This is a genomic window from Pseudovibrio sp. WM33 (genome assembly GCF_001623165.1).
Lineage (GTDB): Bacteria > Pseudomonadota > Alphaproteobacteria > Rhizobiales > Stappiaceae > Pseudovibrio.
This window is the reverse complement of the sequence record NZ_LMCK01000127.1, coordinates 70151-88622: the sequence shown is the minus strand read 5'-3', so window position 1 is coordinate 88622 and position 18472 is coordinate 70151. Positions and strand designations below refer to the sequence as shown.

Below are 18472 nucleotides of genomic sequence, written 5' to 3'. Positions count from 1 at the left end.
AGGCTTGGACTTAGCCTTGCTGCAAGGATAGAAATCTGGCTAACCGCAATCAAGGGCCAGTTGTGCTTTTCAACATGCTGCTGAGAAGACCCAGCCGCAGCCGGTTGCTGATAGATCAAGCCGATACACAACTTGCTGCTCGCCAAATCGTTCAAGTTGCCGGGTTTGTTGCATGCCCAGCTTTTGTAGCAGGCGGATGGAGCGGGTGTTTTGGAGTTGGGTTTCAGCGAGAAGGGATGTCAGGTTCAGCTCCTGCATAGCGAATGGCAGGAAGGCTTTGAGGGCTTCCTCGGCATATCCCTGCCCCCAATATTCTGGCAGGAATTCGTAGGAGACTTCCATGTCGTCTCCTTGATGATAAGGAGCTAGGCTGAGCAGGCCGAGGAACTCGTTGGTTCTGCTGGATCGCACTACAGCATGATACACCCCTGCTTCAGCAACCACCCTTGCACATCGGGTTTCGATAGCTTCAGGGCTTTGCTTTCCTCCCAGAAACATTCTTGTTTGCTCATTGGCGAACAGCCGTCGGAGAGCAGGGTGATCTGAATGCGTTGGCTGGGAGAGCAAGCAACGGCGCGTTACAAGTGGTTTTCTCATTACACAGATCCCCTCACCTTCCTTTATGCGTTGCGCTGTTTTCTTCAGCTCAATTTCTCTCAGATCAAGTGCAATATTGAATAGAGTATCTCGACCACCTTTATTGGCATGGTAATACTACTTAGCCTTCTTTGCTTTTGTTATTTCTGCGGTGACGTTGCCGAGTCATAATTGGACAGTTGATTAAGATTGTCGGCAAGAAGGGCGAGTTTATGGCTCCTGGCAACGATAGGGAACAACAACCCAACGAGAACCCTGCTCCAGATCACGAAAACTGGATTCAGGCGATGGGGCAACAACTCAATTTGCGGTTTGAACCTGGCGGTGAAGGTGAGCAGGTCCCTGCTGGTGGGCCTGAGAACCAGGTGCCGCCAAAGGTTCGGGTCGATGATGCTGAGGTTCAGCCGCCAGATGCGCCACAAGTTCCACCTGCGCAGGGCATACCGAATATGCCGCCGCTTGCAGTTCCCATGCAAGACCGCCCCAACGAAAAGCCGAAGGAAGGCAGCCGGATGCAGGTGGAGTACAAGGACAATGGCACGATGGTCATTGATCCTTACTCCGTCCCCCGCACAATTGCGACTGGTCATGGGGCTGGTTTGGACGGCGTACGCCACGCGGTTTATGCGCCAACCCGATTGTCTACAGATGTAGAAGGCAAAATCACCCCACCTCTACAAGGTGCTGACCTGAACGAACATGCCCTTGGGCGCGGCGGGACAGGGTACCTGCAAACTTATCCGGAGATGGAGGATGCCGTCATCAAACGCCCTTACAGCTTTGGTGAGGGCGAAGACCGCCAGTTCCTTGGGATGGAGTCCATCATTCATGAAACCACCATTCTTTCTGCTCTTGGCGAGTTTGAAGGTGCAAAGGGCGTTGAAAATATCATCAAGGTGAAGGGTTCTGGCGTGACTGGCGATGGTGAGCCTTTCGTGATCATGGAGAACCTCAAAGGCGGCACGCTGGATAACCGCATTGCGAATGAAGGTCTTCCTCCAGCGCAACTGGACCAGTTCGCTGAAGGCTTGCTCTCCGGTATTTCCTTCCTGCAGAACCGCAATGTGATCCACCAGGACCTGAAGATCGACAATATCATGTTCCGCGATCAGGACAGTGTGGAACCGGTGATCATCGACTTTAATGCCGCCTCCGCCACAGAAGGTATTGCTGCCACCACAGATGACTACGAAGAATTCCGCTATGAGCGGGATGGTGAGCCGAACATGCAGCCGCCAGAGAAACAAGGCAACGAGATCAATCTGGCGAAGATCACCCCCAAAGCAGATTCCTGGACTGGTGGCCTTTGTCTGGCCGCAGCTGTCATCGGCAAGCAAAACCAGCAACAGTTGATTCAGGAGGCCAGATTGGCCGGAGAGGATCAGGTGGCGATTGACGCAGCCCTTGATGCTCAACTGGGAACGGCTCCCGAACACATCAAAGTGGCCATCAAAGGCATGATGCGGGCTGATGTGGCTGAACGCCTGACCGCTGAGCAAGCCCTTGAGCTGATGCACCAGAACAATCCGGAGTATGTGCCTGAAGAACAACCGCAGGCACAGGCACCTGAGCCAGAGCCTCAGGAACCGGAACGGGTCTATAACGAGGATCCTAAGGAAGGCAGCCCAATCCGTGTACAGAGAAAGCGAAATGGCACCATGGTGATTGAGCCGGACAGTGTGCCAACAGGCATCGAGATGGTGCCTCAGCGCGGGCGAGACGCTCGCCAATTTGGCAATCGCTATCGCGCGACACAGCATAGCCTGCGCATGAACCAGCATGTTCCGCCACCAATCGTCGACGGGGAACACGATCAGCCGGGCGTTCTTGCCCACGGTGCAACGGGCGTGCTCCAGGACTTCACAGAGATGGAAAACGCGGTTTTGAAGCGCCCCAATGCGGTGCAGGTGGAGGCGGGAGAACCTTTGACCTACATCGGCATTCCGCAGCTTCTGCATGAAGCGAAGATCCTGACGGCGCTGGCTGAATTTGACGGGGCAAAGGGCTACGAGAACATCCCTCAGATCAAAGGCACCGGCATCACCGAACAGGAAGAGCCTTACATGGTGATGGAAAAGCTCAAGGGCGGCAATCTGGCTGAACGCATCCCAGAAGACAAGGGCATGCCCCAAGAACAGGCAGAGGCATTTGCCAATGGCCTGCTGAATGGACTGGACTTCCTGCACAAGCGCAACATCGTCCATCAGGACCTGAAACCCAACAACATCATGTTCCGCGAGGAAGGCGATGAGGTGCCGGTGATCATCGACTACGACCTTGCCACGGCGCATGAAGGTGTAGCAACGGGAACTGGTGAAGGTGAGCCCGATGGGTTTGATTTAAGCGGCACCCCAGACATCATGCCGCCTGAAGCCAAGAATCCTGGCCCGAACAAGGAAAATTTGAGCGAGAAGATTGATGCCTGGTCTGCTGGCCTCTTGCTGGTGACGGCCGTTGCCGGAAGTGCGACTGCAGAGCTTTTGAAGACGGATTTAGTAGAATTCCGTAATGGTGAAAACAAGGACTCCAACCAGTTGCGCGTGTTGCTGGAGCGGCACTTAGCTGGTGTTCCGCAAAACATGAAGGAAGCCATCATCGGTCTGCTCAAACTGAACCCAACAACCCGCCTTTCCGCAGAACAGGCGCTCACGTTGATCAATCATGCGAAGGGAGGGCCGGGCGGTACTGGATAGATAGTGGATAGTGGATAGTGGTGCTTCCCTACACACCTAGCTTCACAACCACGTTGAGGAGTGTGTCACGGAGAGACTGGACTTCTTCTTTGGTGAGGTTCTGGTAGATCACGCGGCGGTCGCCGGCCATGACACTTTCCATGGCTTTTTCCACGGTGGTTTTGCCTTTGTTGGTCAGGCGGACGATCTTGCTGCGTTTGTCGGTATCGTGATCAATGCGCGTGACGAGGCCATCAAATTCCAGCTGCTTAAGGATCTTGGTCATGCCGCCTGAAGTCATCAGCAGAGCGCGGTACAAATCACTGGGGGACATTTCCCATGGCTCAGGACGGCCTCGCAGTGCGACCAGCACCTCAAAAGCGCCGTTGGTCAGGCCATAGACCTCCAGCTCTTTTGTGCAGTTCTGATCGAGGATTTCGCTGAACCGGTTCATACTCAGAAACAGCTCGGTTTCTACAGAGACAGCTTCTGGCCAGTTCTGGCGCATCTGTTCCAGGGCTTTGCCCATTGGGTAGGCTTTCGACATGAGATCCTCATCACAACTCTATCGGTTTTCTAAATTAAACCTTGCCAGAAAGATAGTTTGAATATATCTATCCAGAAAGCTACTTAGATAGATAGGTGTGACATGAGAAGTTTCTGGGACAGAGTTCGACACTCCGTGCTGTTTGAAGGGATCGCCCTTTCCATCGTCGCGGTATTTGGAAGCTGGATTACTGGTCATTCCATTTCAGAGATTGGTGTTCTTGGACTGGTCATGTCCCTGATCGCCATGGGCTGGAACTTTCTTTACAACTGGCTCTTCGACAAATGGTATGTGGCCAACCGTGGTACCAAGCCAAGGACTGTCGCCTTGCGTATTGTGCACGCCCTGTTGTTTGAAGGCGGACTGCTTGGATTTGGCATTGTCGCAATCATGTGGCTTCTGCAGATGAATTTTGTTCAGGCATTGCTGCTTGATATCGGCTTTGCGATGTTCTTTCTGGTTTACGCCTTTGTCTACAACTGGGTTTACGATCTGGTGTTCCCCGTTCCGGTCGCAAAAGCCGTTTGAACGTGTGGTGCTGACATAAGAACGCAAGAAAAGCCGGAATAACGCAAATTCCGGCTTTTCCTTTCAAACCAACGCAAACTATCGTTTTGATAGATCAGATGTCGTCGTAATCGACTGTTACATCGTCTGTTTTCGGTCTGGACTGGCAAGTGAGCACGTAGCCTGCCTCAATCTCCCATGGTTCCAGCGAGTAATTGACGGCCATGTCGACTTTACCGGAGACAACCTTGGCGCGGCAGGTGCAGCACATTCCGCCTTTACAGGAGAACGGTGCTTCTATGCCCAACCGCAGGGCACCATCAATGATGGTTTCACCCGGCTCCAGAGTGACGTCGTGGCGTGCACCATCAACGATCATGGAGACCTTTGCTTTGTGGTCTACAGCGCTGGAATCCTTGGCTTTATGGGCTGCGTGCGGATCACCGCCATCAGCAGGCACAAAGAGCTCGTTATGGATGTGTTCCAGCGGAATGCCATGGCTTTGACAGGCTTGTTTGGCTGCCTCAATCATATCGCCCGGGCCACAAAGGAAGACGTGGTCGATGCTGTTCTCACCAACGGTTTTGGTGATGAATTCCTCAATCTTTTCAGAGGTTAAGCGACCATTGAAGAGGCTCAGTTCCTGCTCTTCACGAGACAGGACATGGTAGACACTCAAGCGATCAAGGAAGCGATCCTTCAGGTCATCCAGCTGATCCTTAAAGATCACGCTCTGGGAATTCTTGTTGCCGTAGAACAAGAAGAAGTGGCTGTTCGGCTCGTCTTCCAGCACAGCCTGCACCATGGACATGATTGGCGTGATGCCGGATCCTGCTGCAAAAGCGGCGTAAACCCTTGCTTCTTCAGTGGTTCCTCTTGGCAGATTGAAGCGGCCCATCGGGGTCATCACGTCAATCTCGTTGCCAACAGAGACATGGTCCAGAGCGAAGCTTGAGAAGCGCCCACCCTCCACTTTCTTGATCGCAACGCGGATGTCATCATCCTTGGGAGACGAGCAAATGGAGTAGGACCGGCGGGTGTCTTCGCCATTAATAAATTCGCGCAGGGTGAGATACTGCCCTGGAATAAAAGAATAATCTGACTTCAGGTCCGCAGGAATCTCAAAGGCGATAGAGACAGCTTCCTCTGTTTCCTGATGGACTGACTTGATCTTCAATCTATGAAACCGTGGTGACATGGTTTCCTCCCTTACATCTGCCGGAGCCTTTCAGCCGAGCGGGTCAGATGCACTTGAAATAATCAAAAGGCTCAGAGCAATCGTTGCAGCGGTACAGCGCTTTGCAAGCAGTAGAGCCAAACTCGGAAATGCGACTGGTGTTGGCAGAGTTGCACTTTGGGCAACGGACTTGCTCCTCGCCAAACAAGGCCCGACGCGAAGCCTTGCCGTTTGGAGGTGCAATGCCGTAAACCCTTAGCTTTTCACGCGCTTTTTCTGAGAGCCAATCGGTGGTCCAGGCTGGCGTGAGGACGGTTTTGACGTCCACCCTCTCAAAACCAGCGGTGAGCAGAGCCGCTTCGATATCGAAAGCGAACATGCTCATGGCCGGGCAACCGGTGTAGGTTGGTGTGATAGTCACCTCTACAGAACCATCTGCCTGCACGTGCACATCGCGCAAGACACCAAGGTCCTCTATGGTGAGCACCGGCACCTCAGGATCGGGTACATCGCACACCGCATCCCAGGCCTTTTGATCCAACTCAGATCTCAGAATTTTCGCTGCAACTGCCATGGGTTAGCTCCCGATCACCACTGGGCTTGTGGGAACGAGCGCTGCAGATACTGCATCGGCGACAGGATATGTCCCAGATGCTCACTGTGCTCGCCCTTACGGCCACCTGTCTGCATCCAGCTTTCAGTTGGACGTTCCAGATTGGCGCGTGCCAGAACCGTGTTCACCGTCTCGTCCCATAAGTGCTTGATAGACATAGGATCTACAGCAACTTCTTTGGCAACTAATGATGATACAACTTCGTCACATTCAAACATCTCGCCGGTGTACATCCAGAGGAACTCCAACGCATCACTTATGCGATTGTGGCTTTCCTCGGTGCCGTCTCCCAGACGGATCACCCACTCAGCAGAATGGCGCAGATGGTAGGTTGCTTCCTTTTCTGCCTTTGCGGCCAGACCTGCCAGTTGTTCGTCTTTCGAGCTCATCATCGCTTCCCAGAAAGGAAGCATAAACGCGGAGAAGAGGAACTGGCGCATGATGGCATATGCGAAGTCATCATTGGGCTGTTCGACCAGCAGAAGATTATTAAACTCCCGCTCAACCCTATGGAAACACAGGGCATCTTCGTCGCGGCCTTTGCCTTCGATTTGCCCTGCATAGGTGTAGAGCTCACGGGCATGGCCGATGAGATCAAGCGCGATATTGGTGAGTGCGATGTCTTCTTCCAGGTGAGAAGCGTGACCACACCATTCGCCCAGTCGCTGACTAAGAATTGCGGTGTCATCAGCCAGCCGCATGCAATATGTAAATAGTGCCGTATCTGTCATCATGGCCTCCTTACATATTCGCGACTTCGTCAGGCAACTCATAGAACGTTGGGTGGCGATAGATCTTTGAAGCTGTTGGCTCAAACATCTCGCCCTTCTCGTCCGGATCATTCGCGATGATTGCCGCAGACGGGACAACCCAGATAGACAGCCCTTCTCCGCGGCGTGTGTAAACGTCTCGCGCTGCCTGCAGAGCCATCTCCGCATCAGCTGCATGGACAGAACCTGCATGTCTATGAGACATGCCATTGCGCGCTCTGATGAATACTTCCCAAAGTGGTGTTGCTTGTTCGCTCATGTTCTGCCCTCCCTTAAGCAGCTGATTTCTTTGCGGCTTGCTTTGCAGCGTACGCCTGCGCAGCCTCGCGCACCCAGGCACCGTCCTCATGTGCCTTGATGCGGTCTTTCATCCGCTGCTTGTTGCAGATGCCATTGCCTTGAATGGTGTTGTAAAACTCGTCCCAGTCCGGTTCACCATGCTCCCAGTGCCCCGTTTCCTCGTTAAGTTTGAGGTCAGGATCCGGCAGAGAAATGCCAAGAACCTTTGCCTGAGGCACAGTGGCATCGACGAACTTTTGACGGAGCTCATCGTTGGTAAAGCGCTTGATCTTCCACTTCATGCTGGCGGCTGAGTGCTTGCTGTCCTTGTCAGAAGGACCAAACATCATCAATGCAGGCCACCAGAGGCGATTGACGGCGTCCTGAACCATCTCCTGCTGCTCTGCCGTGCCTTTCATCATGGCAACGAGAAGATCGTAGCCCTGACGCTGATGGAAGCTCTCTTCCTTACAGATGCGGATCATTGCACGGGAATATGGCCCGAAAGAACAGCGACATAGCGGGATCTGATTCATGATCGCGGCACCATCAACCAACCACCCAACGGCCCCAACATCCGCCCAGTTGAGGGTTGGGTAGTTGAAGATGGAAGAGTATTTGGCTTTGCCGGTCAGCAGCTGATCCACCAGTTCCTCGCGAGAAACACCCAGAGTTTCTGCGGCGGAATAGAGGTAGAGACCGTGACCACCCTCATCTTGAATCTTGGCAAGCAAAATGGCTTTGCGCTTCAAAGACGGAGCCCGCGTCACCCAGTTGCCCTCTGGCAACATGCCAACCACTTCGGAGTGCGCATGCTGCGAGATCTGCCGAACCAACGTCTTGCGATAGGCTGCTGGCATCCAGTCGTTGGGCTCAATCTTCTCTTCACGATCAATGCGAGCTTGAAAAGCAGCAAGCTTCTCTTCGTCCTCAACGCCAGCTTCAACAGCCGGGTTGTTCAATGCTTGCGTGTACATAGGTAAGGTCCCTCCCAAGAGCACACCAATGTTTGTCTCCGCCTCAATATGTCACAGAATATCATTCTCACAAGTATTTTCTGTAACATTTAAGGGTGCATTTTAGGATAATTCTAAATTCGCCAATGATTACAAAGGTTGGAACCGTTCAAAAAAAGCAGGCTCAGGAGGTGGCAGCGTGCCTTCTGCATTCTTGGCGTTAGAATCAAGCCAGATCTCACCGTGGTCTCTGAGAGTGTTGTAGATGCCTGCTGCAAGCTCTCGTGCAACACTTCCCGCCCACTTTTCTGGCAGAGCTTGCAGAGGCAATTCCGGGTCTCTGAGAACCAATCGCCGAAGGTCATGGATCAGTATGATACGGATGATCAGAGCTGTTTCCGGCGCAATAGGAGCCCGCGCGCCACACTCAAGAAGCGCTTGCAGGCCGCTGTAGGTCTCGATGAACTCGTGATAACCCTGTTGTAGGCTTTCCAAATTCCAGGCCTGCCGGGCAAGCTGCACAGCTTTTTCTGGCGGTGCCGTGGATTGCATAAACACGATCTTGTCGGAGGATCTGGGCAGTTGATGTCCGATGTTTGGTTTGATCAAGACGTTCGGTGCGATCACGCCAAAGCCTTGATCTGTCAGGTGTTCCCGGCGTTCAGCCCGCCCCTCCCCTTCACTCAGAATTGCCGTGATCCAGTTGCCATTCCCGTTTGCCGGACCACGGGCATAAATGCGCGGCGTTGCCTGATCAAAAGTCTCGCGGCCCATTTTGGTAAGGCGATAGAACGAGTTGCGACCGATGCGTGTGCGCTCCAGCCAGCCATCAGTAGCCAGACGAGACATGGCGGTGCGGACCACTCCGGAGTTGATCCCAACCATCTGCATGATCTCGGTGATGTTTCCCATCCAGAGCTCGCCACCACGCGGAGCGACGCAGTCTCCAAAGATCGAAATGATCATGGACCATGAGCGGATCGGCTTTTGCGCGTGAAAGCGATCAATGAGCTTTTGTTGTTCCGTTTCGAGAATGCTCACGTTCACACGCCTTTTGAAGTTCAGAAGCTGCATATTTGTAAGGGGTCAATGCGCTTTTGTGCAAGTCTCTGTTTGAAAAGAGCAATAATGAGCAAGGCAAAGAAAAAGCCGGAGGCGTGAGCCTCCGGCTTAAATTCATCTACTCAACAAGGCCAGCTTACTTTGCAGTTGCGTCAGTGATGCGACCAGCCAGTTTAGGCTCGTATGCACCGCCCTGCGCTTTCAGGAAGTCAGCAAGTACGAACTCAAGGCCTGGGCCGTAGTCGTATGCGTTTTTACCTTCTGCTGCAAAGATCTTGTAGCCGTCACCACCGTTACGAACGTAGTTGTTGGTTGCAAGCTTGTAAACTTTGTCTGCTTCAATTGCAGAACCGTCTTCCAAGGTTACTTCAACAACACGCTCACCAGCAGGCTTGGATGCATCGAAGGTGAACTTCAGACCAGCAACCTGTGGGAAGCGTCCGCCACCTTCTTCGATCTTGGACAGACCGTTTTCCAGAGCAGTTTTGATGAACTTACCCTGAAGTTCGAAGGTCGCCAGAGTGTTCTGGAAAGGAAGAACTGCCAGAGCTTCGCCCATGGTTACTTCGCCAGCGTCGATAGAAGCGCGCAGACCACCACCGTTGGTGATTGCGATTTCAACGCCTTTGTCTTTGGTTGCTGCAAGCATAGCGTCAGCTACGAGAACACCCATTTCACACTCACGCGCGCGGCAAGACTTGCGGTCACCATCTACTGGTGCTGCAGTTGCGCCGATAACTTCGGTGCGAATTTCGTCAAGCGGACCAGCAAGTTCTGCGATACGTGCTTTGGTTACTTCGTTTTCAGCAACCTTCGCGTCCATGATGATTGGCTCGCCAACAGCTTCGATCACGTTGCCGTTGTCGTCAAACTTCACGTTCAGCTCACCAAGGAACTTGCCGTAAGCGTATGCAGATACGATCGCAGCTTTCTTTCCGTTTGGAGCTTCAACCCAAGTTGGGTATGGGCCTTCAGCACGGTCAGAAGTGTTGGACAGATACGTGTTGGTGTGACCGCCAACAATCACATCGATACCGTCTACAGCAGCAGCGATTTTCTTATCAACGTCATAACCGGAGTGAGACAGAACGATGATCTTGTTCACACCCTGCGCCTGAAGCTCAGCAACGTGTTTGTTAGCTGCTTCGATTGGGTCGTAGAATGTAACATGATCGCCAGGGCTGGACAGCTCATGAGTATCATCTGGCGTCAGGCCGATGAAACCGATTTTTTCGCCGTCACGCTCAACGATGGAGGTAGGCTTCAGAACGCCGATCAGCTTGCCTTCTTTGGAGAAGTCAGCGTTTGCAAGAAGAACCGGGAAGTTCACGATATCCATGAAGCCACGCAGAACTTCCGGACCATCATCAAACTCATGGTTGCCGACGGTCATTGCGTCGTAACCAAGAGTGTTCATGAACTCAGCAGCAGCCTTACCTTTGTAGTAAGTGTAGAACAGAGAACCCTGGAACTGGTCACCACCATCCACGAGGATAGAGTTTTTAGCAGCTGCACGGCGCTCCTTGATTGCTGTTTCCAAACGGGCAGTGCCACCCAAACACTTGCCTTTTGCATCATCCTTTGCGGAACAATTCGAGTCGTACTTGTTGATTGGCTCAATGCGGGAATGGAAGTCATTCGTATGCAAAATGGTCAGATCAAATTCTGCCATAGCCGGCGCGGAAACGCCAAAAGACAACAAAAGCGCAGTTGCGCCCAAGAGATGCTTTTTCATAGGTCTTGCCTTTATTCAATTGCCCCAAGCAATTTAACGAGACGGCTACGCGAGAATCTCTATATCCGCGCAAACCTCCCAAGAACACGCTCGGTACAATTGCCCATAACTGTGACAGGCACAAGACTAAAGGAGATATATTTCGCCATCTAACTGAAAAAAAATTCAGAGCCTGACTTTTTAATCGCGAGCCCTATTAGTACCTATTACAAGGGGTAGGATTGTTGAGAATCCTTATAATATATCAACTTGTTGGCTCAATAAATCAGAGGTAGAAAACACCCGAATTTGGTAAAATTTATCGAAAAAACCCTTAGATTCTCGAAATATTTATCCCCAAATGCTCAGTGCAGAATACGTGAATTTTCTAGGTCAGTGATATCAGATTCAGAGAACTCTTCCTCAACCGCGGGTACGGAATAATGACCACTCAACCACTTGTTGAGATCCACCTGTTTACACCTGTCTGAGCAAAACGGCTTTGTTGCCTCTTGCGCTGGTTTCTCGCAGATCGGGCATTTTACTGATGGCTTCTTCATCATCTCTCTCAACTGCTAGTTTTGATCTTCGCAGATATGGCTGTTCACCTATCCGGCTCAGCAGAGCATCTGCCAGTGCCTCTAGCCAGAAATCTACAGGACATCAAGAGATAAAATCAGATCATTTTGATGGTTTTGTCGAATTTGGAGTAACGTCGCGTCAGCCCTCCCCTTCACAACTGCAAATTATCTCCTAAATTTAAGGCGTTAAACAGTTTAGGTGCAAACAACTTTGCAGTAATTAGAGTTCAGACTAAGATTAGCCATAGGCAGGCACTTTTGAACATGTTCGTATCCTTATCCGAACACCAGAACCACCTTTCAGGGATACACTCTGAGTTCTGCATGGATTTGAAAGTATCTCGCGAACACCGGGGAAGCGTATAATGAACAATGAAGTTTCTTGGATCCTGACAGCGCACCTGGCCACCGCGGAACCGAAAGTCTTTGAAGGACTAATGGTGGAGATGGTGAAAGCAGTGCAGCAAATGCAGGGTGATACCACAGCTTATGTCTGGTACCTGAGCGAAGACGGGCAATCCTGCGAGATTTTTACGAGCTTCAAGGACAGCAACTCAGCAATGTTGCACCTGACGTGGTTCTCCAACACCTATGCCAAGCAGTTTATGGACACATTGCACCCAACAGGCATGACGGTTTATGGCAAACCAACTCAGGAGCTGCGAAATGCACTTGCGAGCCTGTCACCACGATATGTGCAAACTGTGGGTGGGTTTGCGCGTTAGCCTTCTCCTGCCTATGCTGCAGGTACAGCGTCTTCGTCCCATGTTTTTTGAGTTGGATAGCCAGCTGACTGTAAGAGGCTTGCGGTCTCCAGCAGAGGCAAACCGACAACGCTTGGGTAAGATCCAATCACACGCGCAATAAACGCGCCAGCGAGGCCCTGAATAGCGTAGCCGCCTGCTTTACCACGCCACTCCCCTGAGGCGAGGTACTTTTCAGTGTCATGAGAAGACAAACGACGGAAACGTACGCGGGTTTCAACCAGTTTTGTGCGAACTACGCCATCAGGCATGTTCACGCAAACGCCGGTGTAAACCTTGTGCATGCGACCGGAAAGCAGTTGAAGGCAGACGCTGGCCTGCTCCTTACTCTCGGCCTTTGGCAGGATGCGGCGTCCTACTGCAACAACTGTGTCAGACCCCAGGATGATGGAATGCGCTTTTTCGTCATCCCGGTCGATCAGAACACGTGCAGCGGCTGCTTTGCCGCGTGCAAGTCTTTGAGCCAGCGCGCGCGGGCTTTCCCCACGCACAGGCGTCTCATCAATATCTGCAGGCAGGAGGAATTCCGGTTCTATACCAATCTGCTGAAGCAACGCCAGACGACGTGGTGACCCGGAGGCCAATACTAACGGCAGTTCTTTGGTCATATGCCAGTTCCCCGATGAATTACAGACCAGAGCTCAACTAAGGCAGGCTCATCATGAACCCGCGCTCAGTGGATCGCTTATTTGTAGCGATAGGTGATACGACCCTTTGTCAGGTCATATGGCGTCATTTCCACGAGCACTTTATCGCCAGCCAGAACGCGAATACGGTTTTTACGCATACGACCAGCAGTGTGAGCGATAATTTCGTGATCGTTTTCAAGTTTCACACGAAAAGTCGCATTAGGAAGGAGTTCGACGACGACGCCTGGAAACTCCAGCATTTCTTCTTTAGCCATTAGGATTCCTGATTAGTTAAATGGAATTTTCGCGGAACCTACCGGATAACTCGCCAAAAGTGAACAGGCTACCTCCATTTCTTGGAGGGCAGTTTGACGAGTTTTACCGCTTATTCCTTGTTTTGGGGTGGAAAACACATGCAAAGGCCACGCGTAGAGTATTTTCAGCAGCTTATTGCATACGTTGTTCTATCTTTCTCTTAAGCGTATCACGCACCGCTCTGTACGCATCCATGATTTGTGAACGGCTTCCTGTTGCCACTGTCGGGTCAATCGTCGGCCAGTACTCAACATCGACGTGCTGTGCGCGTGTCAGCTCCAATGCCATGTGGTGGGCCTCCGGAGCAAGCGTAACAATGAGGTCGAACCCGTCTTCGGCCAGATCCTCGAAGGTTTTTGGATGGTGATTGCTCAGGTCCATCCCAAGCTCATCCATAACAGAGTCGACAAACGGATCACGTTCGCCTGCAAAGACGCCACAGGAGCGCGTGTAGACCTGTTTGGGGTAGAGCAGTTGGGTCAAGCCCTCTGCCATCGGAGAGCGTACGGCGTTCATTCTGCAGATAAACAGGATGGAACTTGGCCGTGACATAAACTCGGCCATACTTACCCCCGGTGCTGCAAGGCGCAAATGAGCGTAAACAGTCGTCGGGCGGTTTGATGGTCGATGGTGATTTTCCCTTTCAGGCGCTCTTCCAATATGCAGGCGCCGTCGTCGTGTAGTCCACGACGCCCCATATCGATTGCTTCGATCTGCTTTGGTGAGGCACTGCGAATTGCATCGTAGTAGCTCTCACAGATCATGAAGTAGTCTTTAATGATCTTCCTGAAAGGGGTGAGCGAGAGGATGTGGGTTGCGATTTCGCTGCCCATTTCATCCCGAACTCCCAGCACAAGCTTACGCTTGATCATAGCCAGGTCCAACCGGTACGGGCCCTGATCGGGCCCGACCGGAGAAAACATGTTTTCCTCTACCAGATCAAAGATCGCAATTTTCCGCTCCCGCTCGACGTCTTTGTCGGCGCGCACAATAGAATCCGGATCAAGGACCACCTCAAAAAGGCGTTCTATTCCTTGTTGTCTCTGTTCTTCGTTTACAGGGACTTCCTTATTCATCAAGCGATCTTTTCCGTCCTGGATCAATTAACTAGTGGTTTAAGCGAATAGAGACTGAACGTCCATGCGCCTGCAGACCTTCCACTTCTGCCAGTGTGACGGCCGCAGGGCCGATCTGTGCGAGGTTTTCCGGGTTACAGCGCAGAAGCGAAGTTCTCTTTACGAACTCCAGCGTAGACAGACCAGAGGAGAAGCGCGCCGAGCGAGCCGTCGGCAGCACATGGTTTGAACCGCCGACATAATCACCGATCGCTTCTGGTGTGTAACGTCCAACAAAAACTGCGCCAGCATTTCTCATTTTTGGCAGCAGTGCATCAGGGTCCTCAACACACAGCTCAAGATGTTCTGGTGCAAAACGGTTGGAGAGCACCATTGCATCGTCTAAATTGTCAACGGTGATGATCGCTCCGAAGTCATTCCAGCTCTGACGCGCAACGTCTGCACGTGGCAGCGTGGTGAGCTGACGCTCCACGGCCTCTTCTACAGCTGCTGCCAGTTCTTCGCTGTCCGTGATGAGAATGGACTGCGCAACCGGATCATGCTCTGCCTGAGAGAGCAGATCGACGGCAACCCAGTCCGGGTTGTTATCTTTGTCAGCCACGACGAGGATTTCAGATGGGCCAGCTATCATATCGATGCCGACAGTTCCGAATACGCGGCGCTTTGCTGCTGAAACATAGGCATTGCCCGGACCAACAATCTTGGAGACCGGCGCAATTGTTTCTGTGCCATATGCCAGCGCCCCAACAGCCTGAGCGCCGCCTACGCGGTAGATCTCTGAGACACCAGACATCTTAGCTGCTGCCAACACGAGTGGGTTGAGCACGTCATCAGGGCTTGGAACCACCATCACGATGCGCTCAACGCCAGCAACCTTTGCAGGCACGACATTCATCAGCACAGAGGATGGATAGCTGGCAAGACCGCCAGGGACATACACACCAACAGCTTCCACAGCAGTCCAGATGGCGCCCAGCTCTACGCCGATGGCATCTTTGTAGGTGTAGCTTTCGGGCAGCTGCTTTTGATGGTGGGAACGAATACGATCATGGGCAAGCTGCAAGGCTTCCAGTGTTTCAGCAGGGATTTGAGCAACAGCTGCCTCTATCTCCGCTTCAGTTACTTTCAGCTCGTCCATAGATTTGGCCGACATGCGGTCAAATTTGTTGGTGTATTCGAGCACAGCTGCATCACCGCGCATTTCGACATCCCGCAGAATGTCGCGCACGATGTGATCCACATCCTCTGAAGTTTCCCGCTTGCTTCCAAGCAGGGCACGAATTTCTTCTTCGAAACCTTCAGACTTTGAGGAGAGCTTAATCGCCACGTTATCGTTCCCAATTTACTATAGTTCCCGGGACTGTTCTTCCCGAGATGATGTCAGAATTTTCGAAATGCAGTCCAAACCTTCAGGTTGTATCGGGATTTTACGAAACTATCCCGCGCTTTCCAACTAGCCTTCTAGATCATGTTCAGGTCTGCTTTCAGTTTCCCAAACGGAGCCCAGATCTGCCAATTGCGCTTCGATGCACTCGATATTTGCTGCAATAGCAGCCCCACCGGAAAACTCAAGCTTCAACTGACCAGCCGGTGCATTTGTCTCTTCAAACAGCACACAGAGCAAAGACAGGACCATGTCTTTGTTTGTTTGGTTGATTTTCTGAGCTTTGACCGCATCCACCCGCGACACAGAAAGAACAGACCGCGCCCGCATTCTTCGTTTCTGGTTGTTTTCGTCTGTTTCCCAAAGGTATCGATTCATTGTCAGCACCAGGCGGCGCTCAGCAGGTAAGTACTTGATATCTGCGAGTTTCAGAACACTGTCCTGCACCATGGAAGAGATGATCTGCAAATCTTCCTGATCCAGCGCCATCAGCTTCATTGGTTTTACCTGTTCCATATTAATCCCTTGCAGATTTCCCTAGCCTCACGCACCGTATATAGCGCGAGACATCCTTACTATTACAACAATTTACAGAAAAACATCTATGAATGAACGCAGCAGATTTCAAGCATGAAGGTGTGATCCAGTTTCTTTGAGAAAATCTCCATGAAAAAACCCGGACTGAAAAACAGACCGGGTTCAAATCATTTGCTTCGGTTTCGTTAGGCCGAGATACGCTCGATCACGGCACCGCAGCGAGACAGCTTCTCTTCCAGCCGCTCAAAGCCGCGATCAAGGTGATAGACACGACTGACCGTCGTTTCACCTTCCGCCGCCAAACCAGCGATGACGAGAGAAACAGATGCACGAAGGTCTGTTGCCATAACCTGAGCGCCGCGCAGGGTTTCAACGCCCTCAACAGAAGCCACCTGCCCGTCCAATGTGATCTTGGCGCCAAGGCGTGCCAGTTCCTGAACGTGCATGAAACGGTTTTCGAAGATGTTCTCAGTAATCTTGCTCACACCCTTGGAGCGGGTCATAAGCGCCATGAACTGCGCCTGCAAATCTGTTGGGAAACCCGGGAACGGCTCAGTGGAAACGTCTACCGGGCTGATACCAGCACCGTTGCGTTTAATTTTGAGACCCATATTGGTTTCAGTGATTTCTGTTCCGGTCTGACGAAGGACATCCAGTGCACCTTCGAGAAGATCGCCGCGCGCGCCTTCCAGAGTGACTTCACCGCCTGTCATTGCCACTGCCATGGCATAGGTCCCGGTTTCGATACGATCAGGAATAACCGGATGGCGATGTGCGCCCAGGCTGTCTACACCCTGAATATGGATTGTGTCGGTGCCAGCACCTTCAATCTTTGCACCCATGCCAATCAGGCAGTTTGCAAGATCGGCGACTTCTGGTTCCTGAGCGGCGTTTTCGATCACGCTCTCGCCCTTGGCCAGTGTCGCAGCCATCATGACTGTGTGTGTTGCACCCACGGAGATTTTCGGGAAAACGACCCGACCACCCTTCAGGCCGCCCTTGGCATCTGCCTGAACATAGCCGCGATCCATCTCGATATCAGCACCGAGTGCCTTCAGTCCGTCGATGAAGAAGTCAACCGGACGCGTCCCGATTGCACACCCCCCTGGCAGAGACACACGGGCTGTATGCATACGTGCGAGCAATGGACCGATGACCCAGAAGCTTGCACGCATTTTGGACACCAGCTCATATGGAGCTGTTGTGTCGACAATGTTGCTGGCATTCAGGTGAATGGTCTGGCCAGTCATTGTATCCTGACCTGCCCGTTTGCCGTCGACCGAATAATCTACACCGTGATTGGAAAGAATCTGAGTGAGAAGTGCGACATCACGCAAGCGGGGCACATTCTCAAGGGTCAATGTATCTTCGCAGAGCAGTGACGCGATCATCAAAGGCAGCGCAGCATTCTTCGCGCCTGAGATCGGAATAACACCATTAAGCTGATTGCCACCAACAATACGAATTTTGTCCATACTTCTATAACCCCAATAAAGCCCGCGGCGGGAAACACAAATTTGAAGAAGAATTGATCGTGTCCACTAACATCAGGGCTGTGGCATAAGCAAGGCAGCGCTTCTGCCTAGTTTCTTCCCCAACGGTTTTCCCCAATAGATCCTGCTGATATTTCGCATTAGCAGGATTTACAAGGACCGCAACATCCTACTCCGCCCAAAACCTGCAGTTTTCGGCGAGATTTCCATATATTTTCAATTTAGCGATAAATGCTAGATTTTTACTTAACGCCCTCGCGATTGAGCAAAGCGCATGCAGCAATCTCTAGGCTTCGTCAGTGTTCTTCTTAGCTGCCTGTTTTCTGCGACGCAGATTGGCGCGTAAGGCTTCGGCCAAACGATCTGCTTTCGGGTCGCTTTTTGGCTTTGCTACGGACTTTGACTGGTTGCCCGTTGTTTCGGTTTTCTTTGAATCTGTCATGCTCAACAGGTACACGAGGACGAGATTGAAGCCAAGTGCCCTAATATACGACAAGTGCATGGCAATGCTCTCATTTCACTGTGTTATTCAGTTTCCACAGAACTGCCAATAAAACCCCTTGCAGGTTTAAAAGGGTTATGACATAAGCCTCCTCGTTCCGAGGGCGCTGCCTGCGGAGCACTTACCTCGTTGCAAAATACGCTGGTTTGGAAGATACGAGAAGCACTTAAGTGCTTCATATTTATGCGATGCTGCCGTAGCTCAGGGGTAGAGCACTCCCTTGGTAAGGGAGAGGTCGAGAGTTCAAATCTCTCCGGCAGCACCATTCTTCTAACAGCACTGCACAAATTTCGGCGC

General features: G+C 52.0%; 21 protein-coding genes and 1 tRNA gene. 4 read left to right on the top strand and 18 right to left on the bottom strand.

What is annotated here, in order from left to right:
• Positions 1-69 precede the first annotated feature (69 nt).
• Positions 70-597, bottom strand: coding sequence for a GNAT family N-acetyltransferase (locus PsWM33_RS23025; RefSeq protein ID WP_082827116.1), 528 nt, complete (start codon positions 595-597; stop codon positions 70-72).
• Positions 598-809: 212 nt separating this feature from the next.
• On the opposite strand from PsWM33_RS23025, the gene PsWM33_RS23020 reads away from it, so the two are divergent.
• The gene (locus tag PsWM33_RS23020) at positions 810-3290 is read left to right on the top strand and encodes a protein kinase domain-containing protein (RefSeq protein WP_063301754.1); all 2481 of its coding nucleotides are present in this window, start codon (positions 810-812) and stop codon (positions 3288-3290) included.
• 28 nt (positions 3291-3318) lie between these two features.
• On the opposite strand, the gene PsWM33_RS23015 is transcribed toward PsWM33_RS23020, so the two are convergent.
• Positions 3319-3816, bottom strand: coding sequence for a MarR family winged helix-turn-helix transcriptional regulator (locus PsWM33_RS23015; protein ID WP_063292143.1), 498 nt, complete (start codon positions 3814-3816; stop codon positions 3319-3321).
• 102 nt (positions 3817-3918) lie between these two features.
• Between PsWM33_RS23015 and PsWM33_RS23010 the strand changes: the two genes are divergently transcribed.
• Positions 3919-4344 (top strand): PACE efflux transporter, encoded by a 426-nt coding sequence (locus PsWM33_RS23010; RefSeq protein WP_082597067.1) that lies wholly within the window; start codon positions 3919-3921, stop codon positions 4342-4344.
• Between the two features lie 94 nt (positions 4345-4438).
• Here the strand turns inward: PsWM33_RS23010 and paaE are convergent, their stop codons facing one another.
• The 8 genes from paaE to yacG form a co-directional block, all read right to left on the bottom strand.
• Positions 4439-5521 carry a 1,2-phenylacetyl-CoA epoxidase subunit PaaE gene (paaE, locus tag PsWM33_RS23005; protein ID WP_063301753.1) on the bottom strand — a complete coding sequence of 361 codons (1083 nt, stop codon included), beginning with the start codon at positions 5519-5521 and terminating at the stop codon, positions 4439-4441.
• 43 nt (positions 5522-5564) lie between these two features.
• Positions 5565-6074, bottom strand: coding sequence for a 1,2-phenylacetyl-CoA epoxidase subunit PaaD (gene paaD, locus PsWM33_RS23000; protein WP_063301752.1), 510 nt, complete (start codon positions 6072-6074; stop codon positions 5565-5567).
• Positions 6075-6088: 14 nt separating this feature from the next.
• Positions 6089-6847, bottom strand: coding sequence for a 1,2-phenylacetyl-CoA epoxidase subunit PaaC (paaC, locus tag PsWM33_RS22995; RefSeq protein ID WP_153039998.1), 759 nt, complete (start codon positions 6845-6847; stop codon positions 6089-6091).
• A 7-nt stretch (positions 6848-6854) separates the two neighbouring features.
• Positions 6855-7142 (bottom strand): 1,2-phenylacetyl-CoA epoxidase subunit PaaB, encoded by a 288-nt coding sequence (gene paaB / locus PsWM33_RS22990; protein WP_054664467.1) that lies wholly within the window; start codon positions 7140-7142, stop codon positions 6855-6857.
• Between the two features lie 13 nt (positions 7143-7155).
• Positions 7156-8139, bottom strand: coding sequence for a 1,2-phenylacetyl-CoA epoxidase subunit PaaA (gene paaA / locus PsWM33_RS22985; protein ID WP_057464988.1), 984 nt, complete (start codon positions 8137-8139; stop codon positions 7156-7158).
• Between the two features lie 129 nt (positions 8140-8268).
• Positions 8269-9159, bottom strand: coding sequence for a PaaX family transcriptional regulator C-terminal domain-containing protein (locus PsWM33_RS22980; protein ID WP_153039997.1), 891 nt, complete (start codon positions 9157-9159; stop codon positions 8269-8271).
• A gap of 157 nt (positions 9160-9316) precedes the next feature.
• Complete coding sequence (locus PsWM33_RS22975; protein ID WP_063301749.1) at positions 9317-10915, bottom strand: bifunctional metallophosphatase/5'-nucleotidase; 1599 nt, start codon at positions 10913-10915, stop codon at positions 9317-9319.
• A 344-nt stretch (positions 10916-11259) separates the two neighbouring features.
• Complete coding sequence (yacG, locus tag PsWM33_RS22970) at positions 11260-11457, bottom strand: DNA gyrase inhibitor YacG (RefSeq protein WP_057464985.1); 198 nt, start codon at positions 11455-11457, stop codon at positions 11260-11262.
• 383 nt (positions 11458-11840) lie between these two features.
• Here yacG and PsWM33_RS22965 point away from each other — a divergent pair, with 383 nt between their 5' ends.
• Positions 11841-12200 carry a hypothetical protein gene (locus tag PsWM33_RS22965; RefSeq protein ID WP_057464984.1) on the top strand — a complete coding sequence of 120 codons (360 nt, stop codon included), beginning with the start codon at positions 11841-11843 and terminating at the stop codon, positions 12198-12200.
• Between the two features lie 11 nt (positions 12201-12211).
• Here the strand turns inward: PsWM33_RS22965 and PsWM33_RS22960 are convergent, their stop codons facing one another.
• From PsWM33_RS22960 to PsWM33_RS22925, 8 genes are all read right to left on the bottom strand, one after another.
• Positions 12212-12847: a Maf family nucleotide pyrophosphatase gene (locus PsWM33_RS22960; protein ID WP_057464983.1), complete on the bottom strand. Its 636-nt coding sequence runs from the start codon at positions 12845-12847 to the stop codon at positions 12212-12214.
• 77 nt (positions 12848-12924) lie between these two features.
• Positions 12925-13143, bottom strand: a complete 219-nt coding sequence (infA, locus tag PsWM33_RS22955) for a translation initiation factor IF-1 (protein ID WP_008549604.1) — start codon at positions 13141-13143, stop codon at positions 12925-12927.
• A 172-nt stretch (positions 13144-13315) separates the two neighbouring features.
• Complete coding sequence (locus PsWM33_RS22950; RefSeq protein ID WP_208980475.1) at positions 13316-13747, bottom strand: arsenate-mycothiol transferase ArsC; 432 nt, start codon at positions 13745-13747, stop codon at positions 13316-13318.
• Positions 13748-13749: 2 nt separating this feature from the next.
• The gene (locus PsWM33_RS22945) at positions 13750-14259 is read right to left on the bottom strand and encodes a UPF0262 family protein (RefSeq protein ID WP_057464982.1); all 510 of its coding nucleotides are present in this window, start codon (positions 14257-14259) and stop codon (positions 13750-13752) included.
• A 31-nt stretch (positions 14260-14290) separates the two neighbouring features.
• Positions 14291-15586, bottom strand: a complete 1296-nt coding sequence (gene hisD, locus PsWM33_RS22940) for a histidinol dehydrogenase (protein WP_063295669.1) — start codon at positions 15584-15586, stop codon at positions 14291-14293.
• Between the two features lie 126 nt (positions 15587-15712).
• Positions 15713-16159, bottom strand: coding sequence for a DUF2948 family protein (locus tag PsWM33_RS22935; RefSeq protein ID WP_057464980.1), 447 nt, complete (start codon positions 16157-16159; stop codon positions 15713-15715).
• Between the two features lie 206 nt (positions 16160-16365).
• Positions 16366-17655 (bottom strand): UDP-N-acetylglucosamine 1-carboxyvinyltransferase, encoded by a 1290-nt coding sequence (murA, locus tag PsWM33_RS22930; RefSeq protein ID WP_063292153.1) that lies wholly within the window; start codon positions 17653-17655, stop codon positions 16366-16368.
• Between the two features lie 304 nt (positions 17656-17959).
• Positions 17960-18175 carry a hypothetical protein gene (locus PsWM33_RS22925; RefSeq protein WP_063301748.1) on the bottom strand — a complete coding sequence of 72 codons (216 nt, stop codon included), beginning with the start codon at positions 18173-18175 and terminating at the stop codon, positions 17960-17962.
• A gap of 190 nt (positions 18176-18365) precedes the next feature.
• On the opposite strand from PsWM33_RS22925, the gene PsWM33_RS22920 reads away from it, so the two are divergent.
• Positions 18366-18440: transfer RNA gene (locus PsWM33_RS22920), tRNA-Thr, on the top strand.
• Positions 18441-18472: the final 32 nt, after the last annotated feature.